Source organism: Streptomyces sp. NPDC093546, assembly GCF_044765045.1.
Classification (GTDB): Bacteria; Actinomycetota; Actinomycetes; order Streptomycetales; family Streptomycetaceae; genus Streptomyces.
In genome coordinates, this window is the sequence record NZ_JBIWJG010000003.1 from 560,919 (window position 1) to 580,401 (window position 19,483).

Below are 19,483 nucleotides of genomic sequence, written 5' to 3' on the forward strand. Positions count from 1 at the left end.
GGAGAGGGCGACCCCATGGGCGTACGGGCGAACGACGACCCCGCGACCGCCGCGACCCCCGCGGCGGCGGCCGGACGCGCCGAGGACCAGGCCCCGGCCGGGCCCGTCGGCGGCGACTCCCCGGCCGCGGCAGAGCCCCCGGCGGCCGAGCCTGACGACGGCGAAGCCGCCGCCGACGGCGCTCCCGGCACGGACGCCGCCGGGCCTGCCGGTACCGCCGGAGGCGCCGCGCAGGACGACGCTCCCGCCCCGCGCCCCACGCGGCGGCCGCCCTCCCTGACGCGCGACACCGCGCGGCCCGAGGGCGGCGGGCGGGCGGCGTCCGGGGACGCGCCCGCGCCCGCGCGGCAGTGGCCGCTCCTGACCGTGCTCGGGATCGCCACGCTCGGGCTGGTCGTCGTCGGGCTCGACCCCTTCCCGCAGGCGCCGCGGATCGGGGCCATCCTGATCGGCCTCGCCCTGCTCACCGGCGCCGCGCTGCGCCGCGCCGTGCCGTCCGTCGGCATGCTCGCCGTACGGTCGCGCTTCACCGACATGGTCACGTACGGCCTGCTCGGCGTGGTGATCGTGCTGCTGGCGCTGATGACGCAGCCCAATCCCTGGCTGGAGATTCCGTTCCTGGAGAAAGCCGTCCGGTTCACGGTGCGTTAGAGGCGCGTACCTTCCGTGCACACATGGGGTGACAGACACGACCCAGCCCCGCGCGCGAGAGGGACGTTCGCCCCATGGTCAAGATCAAGGTGGCCACCCCCGTCGTCGAACTCGACGGCGACGAGATGGCCCGCATCGTCTGGCGGTTCGTCAAGGAGCGGCTGATCCTGCCGTACGTGGATGTCGAGCTGCGCTCCTTCGACCTCGGCGTCCAGCACCGCGACGCCACCCGCGACCAGGTGACGGCCGACGCCGCGCGGGCCGTCAAGGAGTACGGCGTCGGCGTGAAGTGCCCCACGATCACGCCGGACGAGGCGCGCGTCGCCGAGTTCGGCCTCCGGGCGAGGTACCGCTCGCCCGGGGCCACCCTCCGCGAGGCGCTGGGCGGCGCGGTCTTCCGCGAGCCGGTCCTCATGGGCAGCGTGCCGCGCCCGGTGCCCGGCGGGACGAGACCGGTCGTCATCGGCCGCCACCCCTTCGGCGACCAGTACCGGGCCACCGAGCTCAGGGTCCCCGGCCCCGGCACGCTCACCCTCACCTTCACCCCCACCGGTCCCGCCGGTTCCGCCGCCGACCCGGTCGAGCTGGAGGTGTACGCGTTCGAGGGCCCGGGCGTCGCGCTCGCGATGTACAACGTCGACGCGTCGATCCGCGACTACGCGCGCGCCTGCTTCCGCTACGGCCTGGCCCGGGGCTACCCGGTGTACCTCTCGACGAAGAACACGGTCCTGAAGAAGTACGACGGCCGCTTCAAGGACCTCTTCCAGGACGTCTTCGACACGGAGTTCAAGGACGACTTCGACGCCGCCGGGCTGACGTACGAGCACCGGCTCGTCGACGACCTGGCCGCCTCGGCGCCCGAGGGCGAGGGCGGCTACGTCTGGGCGTGCAAGAACTACGACGGCGACGTCCAGTCCGACGCCCTGCTGCGGTGGGCCGGCTCGCCCGGCCTCATGAGCTCCGTACTCATGGCGCCCGACGGCCGGACGGTCGTGACGGAGGCCGCGCACGGCACCGTCACCCGCCACTACCGCCGCCACCAGCAGGGCAAGGCGACGTCCACCAACCCCATCGCCTCCGTCCACGCCTGGACCCGGGGCCTGGCGCACCGGGGCAGGCTGGACGGCACGCCCGAGGTCGTCGACTTCGCGGGGGCGCTGGAGGAGGTCTGCGCCGAGACGGTCGAGGGCGGCCAGATGACGAAGGACCTCGCCGCCCTGGTCGCCCGGGACCAGCCCTGGCTGACCACCGAGCAGTTCCTGGAGACCCTCGACACCGGGCTGCAGAAGAAGATGGCGGCCCGCTGACGGAGGACGGTGACGGCGACCGTCCCCTCCCCCGAGCAGGACGGGCGCCGCCACCTGCGTAAAGAGTCATGGACGCGCCAAGGGACGGCAAGGTATGTCCGTTTCCTGTAGCGCGGAGGTGACCATTCCGGCATGGTGTGATCGACCCGCAACGGATGCGAAACTGGGGCGGCGACAGGACGACCCGGCGTGTGGGGGCACAAGGGACCGTCCCGTTCGCGCCCGTGCGCCCCCGCCCGAGGAACTGACATCCTGGCTCCGCGCATCCCCCTCGGTGGCACCCGGTCCGGGGGGCGGCAAGGGGGCACGCGGCGCGGGGAGCACATCAGGCACGTACGGGGGACAAGGGGGAGGCAATGCCTCGTTGGAAGGCGCTACCGGAGGAGCTCGACCCACAGGTCAAGGAGTTCGCCCATCAGCTGCGCCGACTGGTGGACCGCAGCGGACTGAGCATCGCCGCGGTCTCGGACCGCACCGGTTACAGCAAGACGTCGTGGGAGCGCTATCTCAACGGGCGCCTGCTCGCGCCCAAGGGGGCGATCGTCGCCCTGGCCGAGGTCACCGGCACGAACCCGGTGCACCTCACGACCATGTGGGAGCTGGCGGAGCGGGCCTGGAGCCGCGCCGAGATGCGCCACGACATGACGATGGAAGCGATACGCATCTCGCAGGCGCGCGCCGCGCTCGGCGAGTTCGGCGGCGACGCCGGCCCCGGTGCCGACGGCTCGTCCCGTACGAAGCCCGCGAAGGCGGCACAGGCGGCACAGGCGGCCCAGGAGGCCCCGGCCGGCCGCGGCGCGGGCGGCGACCGACCGTCCGTCATACCGCCCGACGGGGGCCCCAACGGCCCCGCCCGGCGCGGCCCGGCGTGGCCCGCGCCGCCTGTGGACTCGGCGCCGGAACCCGCACCCGCAGCCGCGCGGGCGCGTCGCCGGGGCGGCAAGAGCAAGGTGCCCATGGCCCTCGCGGGCGCGCTCGGTGTGCTGCTGGTGGCCGTCGGGGCGTATCTGGTCTCGGGCCTCGGCGGCGACGAGGACGGCCAAGGCGGCACCCCCGTGGCGAAGTCGCCGTCCGCCCCGCCCAGCACCAGCGCCTCCGCGCCGCTGCCCGAGGGCGTCAAGTGCGCCGGCGGCGACTGCACCGGCCAGGACCCGGAAGCCATGGGCTGCGGCGGCCAGTACGCCACGACGGTCGCCTCCGCGGCGGTCGGCACGGCGAAGGTCGAGGTCCGCTACAGCAAGACGTGCGGCGCCGCGTGGGCCCGGCTCACGCAGGCGAAGGCGGGCGACACCGTCCGGATCACGTCCGGCGACGCGACGCAGAACGGCGCCGTGAAGATCGACACCGACACCTACACGCCCATGGTCGCGGCGGCCGGGGCCGCCGACGTGAAGGCGTGCGCCACGCTGGCGACCGGCACCCAGGGCTGCACCACCCCGCAGTGAGCGGGGCGCGGGCGATTTCAGTGAGCCGCGACACAAGGGGGCGGGGGTTGAGGGGGGGCCGGGTCGGATAGCCTGACCGCTGGATATCTCTTCACGTCGAGACACCGATCGATCAGATGGTCGATCGCGGCCGATCAGCCGGTCGGCTCAACGGAGAAGGGGTGTCCAGCACCCGGGGCAGGGACCCCCACCGCCAGCTGTCTTACGGAGATCGCCATGACCCGCACTCCCGTGAATGTCACCGTGACCGGCGCGGCCGGCCAGATCGGTTACGCGCTGCTCTTCCGCATCGCCTCCGGCCACCTGCTCGGCGCGGACGTGCCGGTCAAGCTCCGCCTCCTGGAGATCCCGCAGGGCCTCAAGGCCGCCGAGGGCACCGCCATGGAGCTCGACGACTGCGCCTTCCCGCTGCTGCGCGGCATCGACATCACCGACGACCCGAACGTCGCCTTCGACGGCGCCAACGTCGCGCTGCTCGTGGGTGCCCGCCCGCGTACGAAGGGCATGGAGCGCGGCGACCTGCTGGAGGCCAACGGCGGCATCTTCAAGCCGCAGGGCAAGGCCATCAACGACCACGCCGCGGACGACGTCAAGGTGCTCGTCGTCGGCAACCCGGCCAACACCAACGCGCTCATCGCGCAGGCCGCCGCCCCGGACGTTCCGGCCGAGCGCTTCACCGCGATGACCCGCCTGGACCACAACCGCGCGCTGTCGCAGCTGGCGAAGAAGACCGGCGCCCAGGTCTCCGACATCAAGAAGCTGACGATCTGGGGCAACCACTCCGCCACCCAGTACCCGGACATCTTCCACGCCACCATCGCCGGCAAGAACGCCGCCGAGGTCGTCGACGACGAGAAGTGGCTGGCCGACGACTTCATCCCGACCGTCGCCAAGCGCGGCGCCGCCATCATCGAGGCCCGTGGCGCCTCCTCGGCCGCCTCCGCCGCGAACGCCGCGATCGACCACGTCCACACGTGGGTGAACGGCACCGCCGAGGGCGACTGGACCTCCATGGCCATCCCGTCGGACGGCTCCTACAGCGTCCCGGAGGGCCTGATCTCCTCCTTCCCGGTCACCTGCAAGGACGGCCGGTACGAGATCGTCCAGGGCCTGGACGTCAACGAGTTCTCGCGCACGCGCATCGACGCGTCGGTGCAGGAGCTGGTGGAGGAGCGCGACGCGGTGCGCGGCCTCGGCCTGATCTGAGCCTGAGACGGCATCACTCACCGCCCCCGGTAGCCCGCCCGCTGCCGGGGGCGCGGTGTTTCCGCCGCGCTCGCGGTCTCCACGTACGGGCGCCGCAGTCGCAGGAACGGCAGTTCGATGGCGTGGTACGTCACGAACGACACCGCCACCGTCAGCGGCAGCGCGACCAGCAGCGTGAGCAGGAACGCCTCGCCCACCGGGGGCAGGACGCCGGGGAACCAGGCGTACTCGCACAGCAGCGTGAGCACCATGAAGTGCGTCAGGTACACCGAGAAGCTGACCTCCCCGAGCCGGGCCAGCCACCGGGACACCCGGCCGCCCCCGCCGCGCCCGGCGCCCGCCACGTACGCGACGACCACCAGCGCCCACACCGCCCCCTCGATGCCGCTCCACGCCAGCTTCAGCGGGCTGTCGGAGACGTACCCGTGGAGCTGGTTGTACGACCAGAGCACCCCCAGCGCGAGGCTCAGCGCCACCGGCGCCAGCCACCGGGCCGCCGCCCGCAGCCGCTCGCGGTGGTGCACGTACACCCAGGCGGCCAGCATCCCCAGCAGGAACTGGTCGATGCGCCCCGCCAGGCCCAGGTAGAGCGCCGCCGTGTGCGGCGCGGGCGCCGGGCTGCTGAGCCACACCAGCGCCCGCAGCAGGGCGACCGCGGCCAGCAGGCGCAGCAGGGCGCCCGGCCCACGCTCCGTCAGGAGCCGGTTGAGCAGCGGGAAGACCAGGTAGAACTGCATCTCCACGCAGAGCGTCCAGAACACGCCCCCGTAGGGCAGGCTCGGCGTCGCGAACGTCAGGACGCGCAGCAGGTCCTGAAAGGTCGGCAGGGAGACGTGGGTGGCCAGGCCGAGGACGGCGATCACCAGGTACAGCGGGTAGATGCGCAGCAGCCGGTTGGTGAGGAAGCGGCCGTAGCGGATCGGGCGGCCGTGCGTGCCGACGGTGAAGATGAAGCCGGACAGGACCATGAAGAGCGCGACGCCCGTGTGGCCTTCGAAGACGAGGGTGGCGGCGGGGTTCGTCGAGTACAGCCAGTCCGTGCCCGCCACGAAGCGCGGCCGCCCCTCGATGCGCGCGCTCAGCAGCTGGCACCCGTGGTAGAGGACGACGAGCACAGCGGCGACGGCCCGCAGGTGGTCGACGGGGGCGAGATAGACGCGGTCGTCGCTGCTGCGCATGGACGCACCCTAGGTCGGCCCGGCCGCCGGGCCGGGGAGCGACGCCCCTGCCGGTCATCCATTCGGATTATTGCGAAGCATGATCGAATGTAGTACTTCTTATACATGAGCGAGCAGGTGCACAACAGGCTGGCAGTGGTCCGGGCCGAGCGGAAGGTGTCGCGACAGGCACTCGCCCAGGCCGTGGGCGTCCACTACCAGACCATCGGTTACATCGAGCGCGGGCAGTACAACCCGAGCCTCGACCTGGCGTTGAAGATGGCCCGCTTCTTCGGGCTGCCGGTGGAGGCGCTGTTTTCGCTGGAGCCGTTCCAGCCGCTCACCAGTGAGATCTACGGGGCAAACGGGAGGAAGCAGTGAGCATGACCAGGTCAACGATCACGACCGGGACCACGACCGGGACCGCGACGGCGACGCGCTACGACCGGCGGATGTACGCGCTCATGAACAGGCGCGAGGCGGCCGCGCTGTACGCCACGGCGGCGCGCAGGCGCGCGGTGGTGGGGGCCCACGTCCTGATGACGCTCGCCTCCATCGCCGTATGGCTCCTCATGGTCCTGGACGCCGACGCGCTCTGGCCCGCCTTCGTCCTGCTCGCGCTGGTGCTGCCCTGGTGCGTCGCCACCGGCGCCATCAACGCCGCCACGCGGGGGCTGCTCGAACTGCGCGGCCGGATGCTCGACGAGCGCCAGCTCGCGGAGCGTGACCGGGTGCGGGCGCTGGCCCACCGGATCACCACTGGGATCCTGCTGATCGCCGCCGCGGTCATGGGCGCCGTGACGTGGTTCGCCGACGTGCGGTTCGAGGGGCTCGCCTTCGCCGCGCTGTTCAGCGCGCTCGTCATCCACTGGGTGATGCCGCTGTGGGTGGCCGGAATCCGCGCCGAGGACGACGAGCCCGACCTCTACGGGGACCCCGTAGCGGAGTGACCAAACCCACTTTCGCGTACTGATCCCGCATGCTTTCCGCCGCTCCGGGCAGGGTCCCCGGTCGCCGACCACCGTCGGTGACGACCACCCGACCAGGACAGGCACGACCGGAAGGCAGAACGCGACCGTGGCGGAACAACAGACCATCCACGTGGGAGGAGAGTGGCGCTCGGCCACCTCCGGAGCCACCAGGGACATCCTCGACCCGGCCGACGCCACGACCCTCGCGGTCGTGGCGGAAGGCGGCACCGAGGACACCGACGCCGCCGTCGCCGCAGCCCGCACGGCATTCGACGGGGGCCGCGGCGCCTGGCCGCGCACCCCCGTCGCCGAGCGGGCCGCGCTGCTGCACCGCGTCGCCGACCTGCTGCGGCGCGACCGCGAGAAGCTCGGCCTGCTGGAGAGCCGCGACGCGGGCAAGACCCTCGAAGAGGGCCGGGTCGACATCGACTGCGTCGCCGACGCCTTCCGCTACTACGCCGACCTCGTCGCCGCCGAGAGCGGCGGCCGCGTCGTCGACGCCGGCTCGCCCGACATCCACAGCGTCGTCGTCCACGAGCCCGTCGGCGTCTGCGCGCTGATCACGCCGTGGAACTACCCGCTGCTGCAGGCCAGCTGGAAGATCGCCCCCGCCCTGGCCGCGGGCAACACCTTCGTCGTCAAGCCCAGCGAGATCACCCCGCTCACCACCGTCGCCCTCATCGAGCTGCTGGTGGAGGCGGGCCTCCCGGCCGGCGTCGCCAACCTCGTCACCGGCCCCGGCGACCCCGTCGGCGCCCGCCTCGCCGAACACCCCGACGTCGACCTGGTCTCCTTCACCGGCGGACTCGTCAGCGGTACGAAGGTGATGCGCGCCGCCGCCGACACCGTCAAGAAGGTCGCCCTCGAACTGGGCGGCAAGAACCCCAACGTCGTCTTCGCCGACGCCTGCGCGACCGACGAGGGCTTCGACACCGCCGTCGACCAGGCACTCAACGCCGCCTTCATCCACAGCGGCCAGGTCTGCTCGGCCGGCTCCCGCCTCATCATCGAGGAGTCGGTGCGCGAGCGCTTCGTCGCCGAACTCGCCCGCCGCGCCGAGCGGATCCGCATCGGCCGCGGCACCGACGAGGGCGTCGAGTGCGGCCCGCTCGTCTCCGCCCGGCAGCTCGCCCGCACCGAGGAGTACGTCGCCTCCGCCCTCGCCGAGGGCGCGGTCCTGCGCGCGGGCGGCGAACGCCCCGACGGCCCCGGCTACTTCTACCGGCCGACCGTCCTCGACCAGTGCCACCGCGCCATGCGCGTCGTCCGCGAAGAGGTCTTCGGCCCCGTCCTGACCGTCGAGACCTTCCGTACGGAGGACGAGGCGATCACCCTCGCCAACGACACCGAGTACGGTCTCGCGGGCGGCGTCTGGACCGCCGACCCCGGCCGCGCGCGGCGCGTCGCCGGGCGGCTGCGCCACGGCACCGTCTGGATCAACGACTTCCACCCCTACCTGCCGCAGGCGGAGTGGGGCGGCTTCGGCAAGAGCGGCATCGGCCGCGAGCTCGGCCCCTCCGGGCTCGCCGAGTACCGCGAGTCCAAGCACGTCTACCAGAACCTGGCCCCGCGCCCCGTGCGCTGGTTCGCGGGCTGACCAGCGGGAGAACCTTGTGAACACCCACGCGTACGACTACGTCGTCGTCGGCGGCGGAACCGCCGGCTCCGTCATCGCGCACCGCCTCACCGCCGACCCCGACGTCACCGTCGCCGTCATCGAGGGTGGCCCCAGCGACGTCGACCGCCCCGACGTGCTGACCCTGCGCCGCTGGATGGGCCTGCTCGGCGGCGACCTGGACTACGACTACCCCACCACCCCGCAGCCACGCGGCAACTCCCACATCCGGCACAGCCGCGCCCGCGTGCTCGGCGGCTGCTCCTCGCACAACACCCTCATCTCCTTCAAGCCGCTGCCGTCCGACTGGGACGAGTGGGAGGAGGCGGGCGCCGAGGGCTGGCACGCGGCCGCCATGGACCCGTACTACGACAAGCTCCTCAACAACATCGTGTCGGTCGACGAGAAGGACCGGAACGCCATCGCCCGCGACTTCGTCGACGCCGCCCAGGCCGCGCTCGGCGTCCCGCGCGTCGAGGGCTTCAACGACAAGCCCTTCCACGAGGGCGTCGGCTTCTTCGACCTCGCCTACCACCCCGAGACCAACAAGCGTTCGTCGGCGTCGGTCGCGTACCTCCACCCGATCATGGAGCAGCGGCCCAACCTCCATCTGATGCTGGAGACCTGGGCGTACCGGCTGGAGTTCGACGGCACCACCGCGCGCGGCGTCCACGTCCGCACGAAGGACGGCGAGGAGCGGCTCGTCACCGCCCGCCACGAGGTCGTCGTCTGCGCCGGCGCCGTCGACACGCCCCGGCTGCTGCTGCACTCCGGCGTCGGCCCCAAGGCCGACCTGGAGCAGCTCGGCATCCCGGTCGTGCACGACCTGCCGGGCGTCGGCGAGAACCTCCTCGACCACCCCGAGTCGGTCATCGTCTGGGAGACGCACGGGCCGATCCCCGAGAACTCCGCCATGGACAGCGACGCGGGCCTCTTCGTCCGCCGCGACCCGCAGTCCCCGGGCCCGGACCTGATGTTCCACTTCTACCAAATCCCCTTCACCGACAACCCGGAGCGCCTCGGCTACGAACGCCCCGCGCACGGCGTGTCGATGACGCCGAACATCCCCAAGCCGCGCAGCCGCGGACGCCTCTACCTCACCAGCGCGGACCCCGAGGTCAAGCCCGCCCTCGACTTCCGCTACTTCACGGACGAGGACGATTACGACGGCCGCACGCTCGTCGACGGCATCCGCATCGCGCGCGAGATCGCGAAGACCGAGCCGCTGGCCGGCTGGCTCAAGCGCGAGGTGTGCCCCGGTCCGGAGGTCACCGACGAGGAGGAGCTGAGCGCGTACGCCCGGCAGGTCGCGCACACCGTCTACCACCCGGCCGGTACCTGCCGGATGGGCGCCGAGGGCGACGACCTCGCCGTCGTGTCGCCCGACCTGAAGGTCCGGGGCCTGGACGGCATCCGGATCGCCGACGCGTCCGTCTTCCCGACCATTCCGGCCGTCAACCCGATGATCGGCGTGCTGATGGTCGGGGAGAAGGCCGCCGATCTGCTGCGAGGTGACGCCCGATGAGTACCACTGTCAGTAGCGCTGTCCGTACCCCTGTGAGTACCCCCGCCGGTACCGCTGCCGGTGCCCCGGCCAGTACCCCCGTCTTTTCCGTCGACGGCCTGTGGAAGGTCTTCGGCCCCAAGGCCGACCGGATACCCGGCTCTCCCGAGCTCGCCGCCCTCCCCGCCGCCGAACTGCGCGAGCGCACCGGCTGCACCGCCGCCGTCCGCGACGTCTCCTTCGACGTGCGCAAGGGCGAGGTCTTCGTCGTCATGGGCCTGTCCGGCTCCGGCAAGTCCACCCTCGTCCGCTGCCTGACCCGGCTCATCGAGCCGACCTCCGGCACCGTCGCCATCGACGGCGAGGACGTCACCGCCATGGACAGGAACCGGCTGCGCGAACTGCGCCGCCACCGCGCCGCCATGGTCTTCCAGCACTTCGGCCTGCTGCCGCACCGCACGGTCCTCGACAACGTCGCCTACGGCCTCGAGATCCAGGGCGTCGCGCGGGCCGAGCGCCGCGCCAAGGCCGCCGAGGTCGTCGCCAAGGTCGGCCTGGAGGGCCTGGAGGACCGCACGCCCGCCCAGCTCTCCGGCGGCCAGCAGCAGCGCGTGGGCCTCGCCCGCGCCCTCGCCGTCGACCCCGAGGTGCTGCTCTTCGACGAGCCGTTCAGCGCGCTGGACCCGCTCATCCGGCGGGACATGCAGGAGGAGGTCGTACGCCTCCACCGCGAGGAGGGCCGCACGATGGTCTTCATCACCCACGACCTGAACGAGGCACTGCGCCTCGGCGACCGGATCGCCCTCATGCGCGACGGCAGGATCGTGCAGCTCGGCACGCCCGAGGAGATCGTGGGCGCGCCCGCCGACGACTACGTACGCGACTTCGTGCGCGACGTGCCGCGCGAGCAGGTGATGACGGTACGCACCGCCATGCGGCCGCCCTGCGACGCCGACGACACCGCCGAGTCGGCGGCCGCGGTCGCCCCGGACGCCACCGTCTCCGAGGCCATCGAGGCCGTCGCCCGCAGCGGCGGCCCCGTCCGCGTGGTCGACGGCGGCCGGTGGGTCGGGGTCGTGGACCACAAGGACCTGCTGTCGGTGGTGGCGGGAATCCCCACCAGCGAGGCGGTACCCACGGGTGACCCCGCCGCCGGGCGGAAGGCGGCGGCATGACCGCAGCCGTCACCACCCCCGTGCAGCAGCCCCGGCTGCCGACCGCCGTACGCGCCCTGCGCAGGTACTGGCCGCTGGCCGCCGCGCTCGTCCTCCTCCCGCTCGGTGCCCTCTTCGCGGGCGGCGGCGACTGGCCCACCGCGCTCTCCGTCGACCTGTCCGGCCCGCTCGGCACGACCAGCGACTGGATCATCGACCACCGCGACAGCCACCCCCTCTTCCTGTACTTCTTCGGGCACATCAGCAACGCCGTCGTCCTCTCCGTGCGCGCCGTGTACCTCGTGCTGCTCGCCGCCGGATGGGCCGGTGTCACCGCCGCCGCGGGCGTCATCGCCTGGCGCGTCGCCGGGTGGCGCCTCGGGCTCACCGCCGTCGCCGCGTTCGCCGTGTGCGGGCTGCTCGGCATGTGGGTGCCGACCATGCAGACCCTCGCCCTGATGGTCGTGGCCGTCGCCGCGTCCGTCGCGCTCGGCGCGCTGCTCGGCCTCGCGGCCGGACTGTCGGACCGTACGTACCGGGCGCTGCGGCCCGTGCTCGACACGATGCAGGTGCTGCCCGCGTTCGCGTACCTGCTCCCCGTCGTGCTGGTCTTCGGCATCGGCGTACCGGCGGCCGTCCTCGCGACCGTCGTCTACGCCGCACCGCCCATGGCCCGCCTCACCGCGCTCGGCCTGCGCGGCGCCGACGCGGGCGTGCTGGAGGCCTCGGCCTCGCTCGGCGCGACCGGGCGGCAGCGGCTGCTGACCGCGCGCCTCCCGCTGGCCCGCAAGGAGCTGCTCCTCGGCGTCAACCAGTCGATCATGATGGCGCTGTCCATGGCGGTCATCGCCTCCGTCATCGGCGCCGGCGGCCTCGGCGACCGCGTCTACCAGGCGCTCGCCTCCGTCGACGTGGGCGCCGCGCTCGCCGCCGGCATCCCGATCGTGCTGCTGGCCGTGGTGATGGACCGTACGGCGACGGGCGCGCGGGCGTCGGCACGCGGCCGCCGCGACTCGATCGCCTGCGCGGTGGGCGTGGTGGCCGCCGCCGTGACCGGCCGCCTGGTCGGCGGGCTCAGCTGGCCCGAGGCGTGGCACCTGGACATCGCCGGGCCCGTCAACCGGGCCGTCGACTGGATGACCGCCCACCTCTACTCGGGCGTCCCCGTCATCGGCGGCACGGCCGACTGGGCGGGTCACTTCACCCAGTGGGTGCTCGACCCGCTCCGCGACGGCCTCCAGGCGCTGCCCTGGTGGACCCTCCTGCTGCTGGTCGGCGTACTGGCACTGCTCGTCGGCACCTGGCGCACGGCGCTGACGGCCGTCGCCGCGATGGCGGCCATCGGTGTGCTCGGCGTCTGGGACGCGTCCCTCGACACGCTGTCGCAGGTGCTCGCCGCCGTGGCCGTCACGCTGGTGCTGGGCTTCGCCGTCGCGGTCGCCGCCGCCCGCAGCGCGCGGGTCGAACGCTGCCTGCGCCCGGTCCTCGACGTCTTCCAGACGATGCCGCAGTTCGTGTACCTCATCCCGGTGGTGGCGCTCTTCGGCGTGGGCCGCGCCCCGGCGGTCGCCGCCGCCGTGGTGTACGCGCTGCCCGCCGTCGTCCGCATCACCACACAGGGCCTGCGGGGCGTTGACCCGGTGGCGCTGGAGTCCGCGCGGTCGCTCGGCGCGACGAGCTGGCAGCAGCTGCGCCAGGTCCAATTCCCGCTCGCCCGGCCCGCACTGCTGCTGGCCGTCAACCAGGCGGTCGTGCTCGTCCTCGCCGTCGTCATCATCGGCGGCCTGGTGGGCGGCGGGGCGCTCGGCTACGACGTCGTCTTCGGCCTCGCCCAGGGCGACCTGGCGACCGGCCTGGTCGCGGGCGCCGCGATCGTGTGCCTGGGCCTGATGCTCGACCGGGTGACCCAGCCGACCGTCCAGTCGACCGGAAAGGAGGCCTGACATGCGCAAGCGCGTCATGGCCCCCCTGCTCGCCGCCCTGACCCTGCTGCCGCTGACCGCCTGCGGCGCGGCGGACATGACCAAGCAGGCGTCCCCGTACGCCGCCGCCCAGGGCGCGAAGACGGTCACGCTCTCCGTCCCGTCGTGGGTGGGCGCGCAGGCCAACGTGGCCGTCGCGAAGTACCTCCTCGAACACGAGCTGGGCTACCGCGTCGACACCGTCCAGATCGACGAGGTCCCTGCCTGGGACGCGCTCAGCCAGGGCCGGGTGGACGCCCTCATGGAGGACTGGGGCCACCCGGACGAGGAGAAGCGGTACGTCGACGACAAGAAGACCGTCGTACGCGGCGGCGACCTCGGCGTGACCGGCCACATCGGCTGGTACGTCCCCACCTACTTCGCCGAGGCCCACCCGGACGTCACCGACTGGAAGAACCTCAACAAGTACGCCGACCAGCTGCGGACGGCGGAGAGCGGCGGCAAGGGCCAGCTGCTCGACGGCTCCCCGTCGTACGTCACGAACGACAAGGCGCTCGTGAAGAACCTCGGCCTGGACTACAAGGTCGTCTTCGCGGGCTCGGAGGCGGCGCAGATCACCCAGATCGAGCAGTTCGCCAAGGAGAAGAAGCCGTTCCTGACGTACTGGTACAAGCCGCAGTGGCTCTTCGAGAAGGTGCCGATGACGGAGGTGAAGCTGCCCCCGTACAAGGAGGGCTGCGACGCCGACCCGAAGAAGGTCGCCTGCGCGTACCCGCACACGCCGCTGCAGAAGTTCCTGAACGCGGACTTCGCGAAGAAGGGCGGGGAGGCGGCCGCCTTCCTGAAGAACTTCCGCTGGACGACGGAGGCGCAGAACGACGTCGCGCTGATGATCGCCGCGCAGAAGCTCTCGCCGGAGGAGGCCGCCGAGAAGTGGGTCAAGGCGAACGAGCCGACGTGGCGGGCGTGGCTTCCGTAGCCGCCGTGGCCGCCGTCACCGGCGGCGGCGCACTTCGGCCATGAAGCAGCCGAAGAGCACGGCCCGCACGTGCACCAGCGCCACCGCCGGATCGGCGAACACCTCGCGCAGCGCGTGCTCCACCTCGGCGGCACGCTCCTGGGGAAGTTCCAGGAGTGTGCCCCCGAGGATGTGCCCGCGTACGTCGTAGGCGCGCAGCACCCGCAGCGCGCCGTGCATCTCGACCGGGTAGCCCCCGCCCGGGGCCGGCCCCGCGCACTCCTCGGCGTGGATGAACACGGGCCCGCACTCGTCGTACGCCCCCGGCTCGGCCCCGGTCTCCGCGGCCCAGCGCCGCAACGGCGCGTACGCCACGAGCACCAGCCGCTCGCCCGCCTCGCTGTGCCGCAGACAGCAGCGCAGCGGGGCGCCGCCCTCGGCGTCGGTGACGCTCTCCCGCGCGACCCCGGCGTCGTCCCGCTCCCGCAACTCCCGCAGGACGGCGGGCGGGATGGCCCGCACTTCGTAGGTGCTGGTGCTGGTGCTGGTGATGGCTGTGGTCATGCCTTCAGCATCGGAGGCCCCAGGTCACCGCGCTGGCGGGAATCGGACGTCGCACTGCCTGGAGTGGCTGTGACCAGTCTCAGCCGTTGATGTCGAGTGCCGTCCCGTACAGCCGAGACACCTTCAGCCGGAGGACCACACGGCGCTCGGCGACCAACTGCTCCAGGAACGCGTCCTCGTCCTCGGGGCGCGCGGCCTCAGGGATCATCGCCAGCAGCTCTCGCCCGGTCGCGTCCCCGGCGTGGTGGTGATGCGTCCCAGCTGTAGAGCATGGTGGTGAGATGAGGATGGCCACTGCGCTTGTTGGTGGCGAGGGTGCCGAACTGCTGAGTGCTCAGCAGTTCGGAGAGAGCGTCGTCGGACAGGGACCGGGGTGCGGGGCCTTGAGTCATGACGTGCTCAACTCGCGGGCATGCGGGGGCATTCCAGGCCAGTCGGAAGTCCATCCACCCATGGCGCAACAGGCCCTACAGGACCCGGTACCGCACAACCGCCAAGGTCGCGCGATCCGCGGCGCCGTAGCGGTCAATGAGCCGTGCACGAGGCCACTTGGGCAGGCAAAACGCAACTTCGACAGGGCCCGCAGAGGGAGCTACCTTCACCTGGTCTTCGGCGATCGCCCACGATCGCGCAGGAGTTCCTTCGGGCTGAGCCATCCGCGACAGGGCTGAGCTGTCCACACCCCATGAGCCCTCGCCCTCATGCGTAAGCGACCGAAGCGGACCCACACCAGGCACCCCGACCAGGGAGAGACGAATGTCCCAACTCGCGCTGTACACCTTCGGCGTCCTGAAGTCACCTCTCGCCGATCCCGCACCTCTCACGCGCGAACTCCACGAGAGCGGCGAGGCCATCTACCCGGAGATCAGCAAGCACCCCGGGTACCTCGCTCACGCTGAAGCGGCAGACGGTGAACGCGGCACACACTTCGACTTGGACTGGGGTGCATGGGGCGAGTTCGCCGTACCGGCCTGGTACGGCAAGGGCCGTACGGCGGAAACCACCGCCCTGGCGACGACCCTCTCCCTCTGGACCGACCTGCGCTCCGCCTTCGACGCCATCTACACAGGCCTGCACCGCAAGGCGCTGAACAGGCGTTACGACTGGTTCGAGAGGACAGGACACCCGAGTCACGCGTTCTGGTGGGTCGCCGACGGCACGATACCCACCTGGCAGGACGGGGTTTCCAGGCTGGAACACCTCCACGACCACGGCTCCACGCCGCACGCCTTCACCTTCCAGAAGCCCTGTGCACCCTAGCCGTTGACGTGATCATGACCTTCCTGTTTGTCTGGGTTCAGTCACTCGACGAGTCGACCTACGGGGGTAGTCACATGAGGAACGTGCTTCGGGCGACAGTGGTCGCCGGTGCCACGCTGATGCTCGGCGGAATGACGATGGCCGGTACCGCTCAGGCGGCGACGGCCGGCTTCTTCCTCGGGGACGGAGTGAACATCCGTACCTGCGCCTACACCTCCTGCACGGCGGTGGGTCAGGGGCAGCGTGGGCAGAACTTCTACGTGGACTGCTGGACGGACGGCACGAACGTGTCCGGCAGCACGGTGTGGGTGCGCGGACGGAACACCGCCACCGGCGTCTACGGCTACGCGTCCGCCGTGTACGTCAACTCCCTGGGCAACGGCACGCCCGGCTCCGGGGACAGGTGGCGCTACTACGTTTCGCACTGCTGATACCAGGCAGGTCGGCCCGCCGAACCCCGACGGTTCCGGCGGGCCGTCTTGCTGAGTGCGATCCTGCTCGCATGGGCCCCGGTAACGACTACTGGCAGCGCTGGGTCGCACCCTTGCTGGGCAGCCTGCCGGGGTAGTTCCATTATCGCGGTGCGCCGAGGCGCCCGTCACCGTCCTCCGGAATGATCTTTAGGTCCGATGTGCGCTCCTAGGGTAGGCAGGCAGGAAGCAACGCCTTGAGGACCAAACGGAGTTGATGAGTGGTGCAGGACCTTGCCGCGCCGGCGCAGGAGCTCACAGCCATGGCCGCCGCCGATCACCGGGCCTCCGTCCACGCGAACAGTGACGACCCCGCCGAGCAGCTGGCCTGGAGGCGGCTGACCGTCCGCCACGGTGACCGGCTCAACGAGATCATGGACGAGTACGGCTGGCCGACGGCGGACATGGTCGGCGAGGAGGCCGCACGCGCGGCCTGGCTGATCGCCCAGCACGCCGACCGGCAGCTCGACGTGCAGCGACGCGCGCTCCGGCTGATGCAACAGGCGGTGTCGGCGGGCTCGGCCGGACCGCGCGAGCTGGCCTTTCTGCGCGACCGCACGCTGGTCAACGAGGGCCGCAAGCAGATCTACGGCACTCAGATCGCCGGCGTGAAGGACGGGGCGCCGGTTCCGTGGCCCTGCGAAGAGCCGGAGCGCGTGGACGAGCTGCGCGCGGAGGTCGGCATCGAGCCCTTCGACGCGTACGTCGCCAAGTTCGCGACGGCCTGACGCTCCGGCCCTCCCTCGGCCCCGCTGGGCTCAGTGACGGGCGTCCAGCAGCTCGCCGATCCGCTCGTGCAGCTCCCGCGGGAGACGGATCCCCCAGCGGGCCGCCGCCTCGGAGGCCAGGTCGCGGCTCCAGCGCCAGCTGGTGCGGGCGGCGACGCGTACGTCCTCCTCCAGAGCGGCAGCGGTGGTCGCGGTGTAGCGGGCGCGGTCCGTGGCGGGCAGGTCCTGTTCCAGGGCGCGGCTCGGCGTGAGCCAGTGGGACGTGCTGCCGCGCAGCAGGCGGCAGAGCTGGAGCTGCTGCGGAGCGATCACCGTGTGCAGCAGGGCGTGGGAGCGCGCGACTTCGCCGCGGGCCAGGACGTGGGCGAGCATGAGCGTCCAGTTGGCGAGCTCGTCGGCGAGCCGCTGGGCGGTGCCGATGGGCTCGGGCGGACGGAACGCGGACAGGTGCCGGGCGGCCTCGGTCAGGCGGCCGGTGCGGTCGAGCAGGACCGCGTCCCCGGGGTACGGGAGGTGCACCATGCCTTCCCAGGTGGGGACTTCGTCGATGCCGGGCCCGGCGGCCGCGATGTGGAACTCGCCGCGCATCAGGTCGTCGAAGACGACCGCGAGGACGCCGTACATGTTGGTGTACGCGAGCGCCAGCGGCGCGAGCTGCTCCAGGAAGGCGGTGCCGTCGAAGGTGTCGACGTGCTCGTCCTGGACGTACAGGTACGCCTCGATGTCGGAGTGGGCGTCGGCCTCGCCCACGGTCCAGGAACCGTAGAGCAGGACGCCGTCCAGGCGGGGTTCGGCCTGGGCGAGCCGCCGCAGCCGGGCGATGCGGTCGTCCAGGGCGGGGGAGGCGGAGTGGGCGGAGTGAAGGGACTTCATGGGGTCGGCTTCTCCTGAGCTGAGCTGAGCTGGGCGTGCGGGCACGCTGACGGAGCCCGTAGCTGCGCCGGGCCGATGGCCGCGTAACACCACGTCGGTCAGGAGAAGTTGCCCATGGCCCCGATTCTACGGAAGGCGCCCGCCCGGCCGTCGGGCCCCAGTCGAATCGCCGTCGAATCGCTGTCGAATCCCCCGTCGAATGCCTATACGCGCATTGCCCCACCGGTGTACCGTCCGGGCCGATGGGTTTTGGGAGCGCTCCCATCGTGCTCGTATCCGCTTCGCACGAGGAGAACGCGATGAAACGCTTCGTGGCCTTACTCGCCACCTGCGCGACGGCTCTGGGCCTCACCGCACTGGCGAGCCCCCCGGCCGCCGCGGCCACCGGCTGCAAGGTCGACTACACGATCACCAACCAGTGGCAGGGCGGCTTCCAGGCCGGGGTGAAGGTGACCAACCTGGGCGACCCCCTCACCGGTTGGACGCTCAAGTTCACCCTGCCGGACGCCGGGCAGAAGGTCGTCCAGGGCTGGAACGCCACCTGGTCGCAGTCCGGTTCCACGGTCAGCGCCGCCGGTGTCGACTGGAACCGCACCCTGGCCACCGGCGCGGCCGCCGACCTGGGGTTCACCGGCTCGTTCACGGGCAGCAACCCCAAGCCCACGGCCTTCACGCTCAACGGCGTGGCCTGTACGGGCTCCGTCGGAGGCGAGGAGCCCCCGCCCGACCCGGACCCCAACCCCAACCCGGGCACCGGCACCCCCGTGAGCATCAACGGACAGCTGCGCGTCTGCGGGGTGTACCTCTGCAACCAGTACAACCGCCCCATCCAGCTGCGCGGCATGAGCACGCACGGCATCCAGTGGTTCGGCAAGTGCTACAACAACGCCTCCATGGACGCGCTGGCGAAGGACTGGAAGTCGGACCTGTTCCGCATCGCCATGTACGTCCAGGAGCAGGGCTACGAGACCGACCCGGCGGGCTTCACCAGCCGTGTGAACAGCCTCGTCGACATGGCCGAGGCCCGGGGCATGTACGCGATGATCGACTTCCACACCCTGACGCCGGGCGACCCGAACTACAACCTCGAGCGCGCGAAGACGTTCTTCGCCTCCGTCGCCGCCCGCAACGCCGCCAAGAAGAACGTGATCTACGAGATCGCCAACGAGCCCAACGGCGTGAGCTGGGCGGCCATCAAGAGCTACGCCGAGCAGGTCATCCCGGTGATCCGGGCCGCCGACCCGGACGCCGTCATCATCGTCGGCACCCGCGGCTGGTCCTCGCTGGGCGTCTCGGACGGCTCCAACGAGACCGAGATCATCAACAACCCGGTCAACGCCACCAACATCATGTACGCGTTCCACTTCTACGCCGCGAGCCACCAGGACAACTACCGCGCCGCCGTGAGCCGGGCGGCCTCGAAGCTGCCGCTGTTCGTGACCGAGTTCGGCACGGTCACCTACACCGGCGGCGGAGCGGTGGACCAGGCCAGCAGCAAGGCCTGGCTGGACCTGCTCGACCAGCACAAGATCGGCTACGCGAACTGGACCTACTCCGACGCCAATGAGGGCAGTGCCGCCTTCAAGCCCGGCACCTGCAACGGCACCGACTACAGCAGCAGCGCTGTCCTGACCGAGTCCGGCGCGCTGCTCAAGAGCCGGATCAGCACCCCCGACTCCTTCCCGACCAGCTGACCCG

Annotated in this window: 18 protein-coding genes and 1 pseudogene; 15 read left to right on the plus strand and 4 right to left on the minus strand. The window is 71.7% G+C overall.

The genetic code is table 11. The annotated features are described in order from the left end of the window. The first annotated feature begins 15 nt into the window (after positions 1-15). The 4 genes from ACIRNI_RS09030 to ACIRNI_RS09045 all read left to right on the plus strand — a co-directional run bounded on the left by ACIRNI_RS09030 (position 16) and on the right by ACIRNI_RS09045 (position 4,609). Entirely contained in the window at positions 16-651 is a 636-nt protein-coding gene (locus tag ACIRNI_RS09030) for a DUF3017 domain-containing protein (protein WP_403549664.1), read from the plus strand. A gap of 74 nt (positions 652-725) precedes the next feature. Further along, positions 726-1,958: an NADP-dependent isocitrate dehydrogenase gene (locus tag ACIRNI_RS09035; RefSeq protein ID WP_403549666.1), complete on the plus strand. Its 1,233-nt coding sequence runs from the start codon at positions 726-728 to the stop codon at positions 1,956-1,958. Positions 1,959-2,314: 356 nt separating this feature from the next. Then, positions 2,315-3,403, plus strand: a complete 1,089-nt coding sequence (locus ACIRNI_RS09040; RefSeq protein ID WP_403549667.1) for a DUF2690 domain-containing protein — start codon at positions 2,315-2,317, stop codon at positions 3,401-3,403. A gap of 216 nt (positions 3,404-3,619) precedes the next feature. Continuing rightward, entirely contained in the window at positions 3,620-4,609 is a 990-nt protein-coding gene (locus tag ACIRNI_RS09045; RefSeq protein ID WP_403549669.1) for a malate dehydrogenase, read from the plus strand. Positions 4,610-4,626: 17 nt separating this feature from the next. On the opposite strand, the gene ACIRNI_RS09050 is transcribed toward ACIRNI_RS09045, so the two are convergent. Beyond that, on the minus strand, positions 4,627-5,787 hold the full coding sequence (locus tag ACIRNI_RS09050; protein ID WP_403549671.1) for an acyltransferase family protein: 1,161 nt from the start codon (positions 5,785-5,787) through the stop codon (positions 4,627-4,629). A gap of 105 nt (positions 5,788-5,892) precedes the next feature. On the opposite strand from ACIRNI_RS09050, the gene ACIRNI_RS09055 reads away from it, so the two are divergent. The 7 genes from ACIRNI_RS09055 (at position 5,893) to ACIRNI_RS09085 (ending at position 13,911) form a co-directional block, all read left to right on the plus strand. Further along, positions 5,893-6,147: a helix-turn-helix transcriptional regulator gene (locus tag ACIRNI_RS09055; protein WP_355363919.1), complete on the plus strand. Its 255-nt coding sequence runs from the start codon at positions 5,893-5,895 to the stop codon at positions 6,145-6,147. A gap of 2 nt (positions 6,148-6,149) precedes the next feature. Further along, positions 6,150-6,716 (plus strand): hypothetical protein, encoded by a 567-nt coding sequence (locus ACIRNI_RS09060; protein WP_403549673.1) that lies wholly within the window; start codon positions 6,150-6,152, stop codon positions 6,714-6,716. 127 nt (positions 6,717-6,843) lie between these two features. Continuing rightward, complete coding sequence (locus tag ACIRNI_RS09065; RefSeq protein WP_403549675.1) at positions 6,844-8,334, plus strand: aldehyde dehydrogenase family protein; 1,491 nt, start codon at positions 6,844-6,846, stop codon at positions 8,332-8,334. A gap of 16 nt (positions 8,335-8,350) precedes the next feature. Next, positions 8,351-9,877 (plus strand): GMC family oxidoreductase, encoded by a 1,527-nt coding sequence (locus ACIRNI_RS09070; RefSeq protein ID WP_403549677.1) that lies wholly within the window; start codon positions 8,351-8,353, stop codon positions 9,875-9,877. Then, on the plus strand, positions 9,874-11,031 hold the full coding sequence (locus ACIRNI_RS09075) for a glycine betaine/L-proline ABC transporter ATP-binding protein (protein ID WP_403549679.1): 1,158 nt from the start codon (positions 9,874-9,876) through the stop codon (positions 11,029-11,031). The genes ACIRNI_RS09070 and ACIRNI_RS09075 overlap by 4 nt, the downstream gene beginning before the upstream one ends. Next, entirely contained in the window at positions 11,028-12,953 is a 1,926-nt protein-coding gene (locus ACIRNI_RS09080; RefSeq protein WP_403549681.1) for an ABC transporter permease subunit, read from the plus strand. The genes ACIRNI_RS09075 and ACIRNI_RS09080 overlap by 4 nt, the downstream gene beginning before the upstream one ends. Position 12,954: 1 nt before the next feature. After that, complete coding sequence (locus ACIRNI_RS09085; protein WP_403549683.1) at positions 12,955-13,911, plus strand: ABC transporter substrate-binding protein; 957 nt, start codon at positions 12,955-12,957, stop codon at positions 13,909-13,911. Between the two features lie 15 nt (positions 13,912-13,926). On the opposite strand, the gene ACIRNI_RS09090 is transcribed toward ACIRNI_RS09085, so the two are convergent. Together ACIRNI_RS09090 and ACIRNI_RS09095 are read right to left on the minus strand one after the other, a co-directional pair. After that, positions 13,927-14,454, minus strand: a complete 528-nt coding sequence (locus ACIRNI_RS09090) for a DUF1203 domain-containing protein (protein ID WP_403549685.1) — start codon at positions 14,452-14,454, stop codon at positions 13,927-13,929. A gap of 79 nt (positions 14,455-14,533) precedes the next feature. After that, positions 14,534-14,846, minus strand: a pseudogene (locus ACIRNI_RS09095) (pyridoxamine 5'-phosphate oxidase family protein). 364 nt (positions 14,847-15,210) lie between these two features. On the opposite strand from ACIRNI_RS09095, the gene ACIRNI_RS09100 reads away from it, so the two are divergent. The 3 genes from ACIRNI_RS09100 (at position 15,211) to ACIRNI_RS09110 (ending at position 16,912) form a co-directional block, all read left to right on the plus strand. Next, positions 15,211-15,714: a DUF3291 domain-containing protein gene (locus tag ACIRNI_RS09100; RefSeq protein ID WP_403549687.1), complete on the plus strand. Its 504-nt coding sequence runs from the start codon at positions 15,211-15,213 to the stop codon at positions 15,712-15,714. A gap of 74 nt (positions 15,715-15,788) precedes the next feature. Beyond that, complete coding sequence (locus ACIRNI_RS09105; protein ID WP_403549689.1) at positions 15,789-16,145, plus strand: hypothetical protein; 357 nt, start codon at positions 15,789-15,791, stop codon at positions 16,143-16,145. Between the two features lie 260 nt (positions 16,146-16,405). Beyond that, entirely contained in the window at positions 16,406-16,912 is a 507-nt protein-coding gene (locus tag ACIRNI_RS09110) for a DUF6624 domain-containing protein (protein WP_403549691.1), read from the plus strand. Positions 16,913-16,942: 30 nt separating this feature from the next. Here ACIRNI_RS09110 and ACIRNI_RS09115 read toward each other — a convergent pair whose 3' ends face one another. Further along, positions 16,943-17,785, minus strand: a complete 843-nt coding sequence (locus tag ACIRNI_RS09115) for a nucleotidyltransferase domain-containing protein (RefSeq protein WP_403549693.1) — start codon at positions 17,783-17,785, stop codon at positions 16,943-16,945. 299 nt (positions 17,786-18,084) lie between these two features. Between ACIRNI_RS09115 and ACIRNI_RS09120 the strand changes: the two genes are divergently transcribed. Further along, positions 18,085-19,479 (plus strand): cellulase family glycosylhydrolase, encoded by a 1,395-nt coding sequence (locus ACIRNI_RS09120; RefSeq protein WP_403549694.1) that lies wholly within the window; start codon positions 18,085-18,087, stop codon positions 19,477-19,479. Positions 19,480-19,483: the final 4 nt, after the last annotated feature.

Excerpts from the sequence above, each read along its gene's own strand:
- ACIRNI_RS09030 (WP_403549664.1), top strand. The coding sequence starts at position 16 with ATGGGCGTACGGGCGAACGACGACCCCGCGACCGCCGCGACCCCCGCG.
- ACIRNI_RS09035 (WP_403549666.1), top strand. The coding sequence starts at position 726 with ATGGTCAAGATCAAGGTGGCCACCCCCGTCGTCGAACTCGACGGCGAC.
- ACIRNI_RS09040 (WP_403549667.1), top strand. The coding sequence starts at position 2,315 with ATGCCTCGTTGGAAGGCGCTACCGGAGGAGCTCGACCCACAGGTCAAG.
- ACIRNI_RS09045 (WP_403549669.1), top strand. The coding sequence starts at position 3,620 with ATGACCCGCACTCCCGTGAATGTCACCGTGACCGGCGCGGCCGGCCAG.
- ACIRNI_RS09050 (WP_403549671.1), bottom strand. The coding sequence starts at position 5,787 with ATGCGCAGCAGCGACGACCGCGTCTATCTCGCCCCCGTCGACCACCTG.
- ACIRNI_RS09055 (WP_355363919.1), top strand. The coding sequence starts at position 5,893 with ATGAGCGAGCAGGTGCACAACAGGCTGGCAGTGGTCCGGGCCGAGCGG.
- ACIRNI_RS09060 (WP_403549673.1), top strand. The coding sequence starts at position 6,150 with ATGACCAGGTCAACGATCACGACCGGGACCACGACCGGGACCGCGACG.
- ACIRNI_RS09075 (WP_403549679.1), top strand. The coding sequence starts at position 9,874 with ATGAGTACCACTGTCAGTAGCGCTGTCCGTACCCCTGTGAGTACCCCC.
- ACIRNI_RS09080 (WP_403549681.1), top strand. The coding sequence starts at position 11,028 with ATGACCGCAGCCGTCACCACCCCCGTGCAGCAGCCCCGGCTGCCGACC.
- ACIRNI_RS09085 (WP_403549683.1), top strand. The coding sequence starts at position 12,955 with ATGCGCAAGCGCGTCATGGCCCCCCTGCTCGCCGCCCTGACCCTGCTG.
- ACIRNI_RS09090 (WP_403549685.1), bottom strand. The coding sequence starts at position 14,454 with ATGACCACAGCCATCACCAGCACCAGCACCAGCACCTACGAAGTGCGG.
- ACIRNI_RS09100 (WP_403549687.1), top strand. The coding sequence starts at position 15,211 with ATGTCCCAACTCGCGCTGTACACCTTCGGCGTCCTGAAGTCACCTCTC.
- ACIRNI_RS09105 (WP_403549689.1), top strand. The coding sequence starts at position 15,789 with ATGAGGAACGTGCTTCGGGCGACAGTGGTCGCCGGTGCCACGCTGATG.
- ACIRNI_RS09115 (WP_403549693.1), bottom strand. The coding sequence starts at position 17,785 with ATGAAGTCCCTTCACTCCGCCCACTCCGCCTCCCCCGCCCTGGACGAC.
- ACIRNI_RS09120 (WP_403549694.1), top strand. The coding sequence starts at position 18,085 with ATGAAACGCTTCGTGGCCTTACTCGCCACCTGCGCGACGGCTCTGGGC.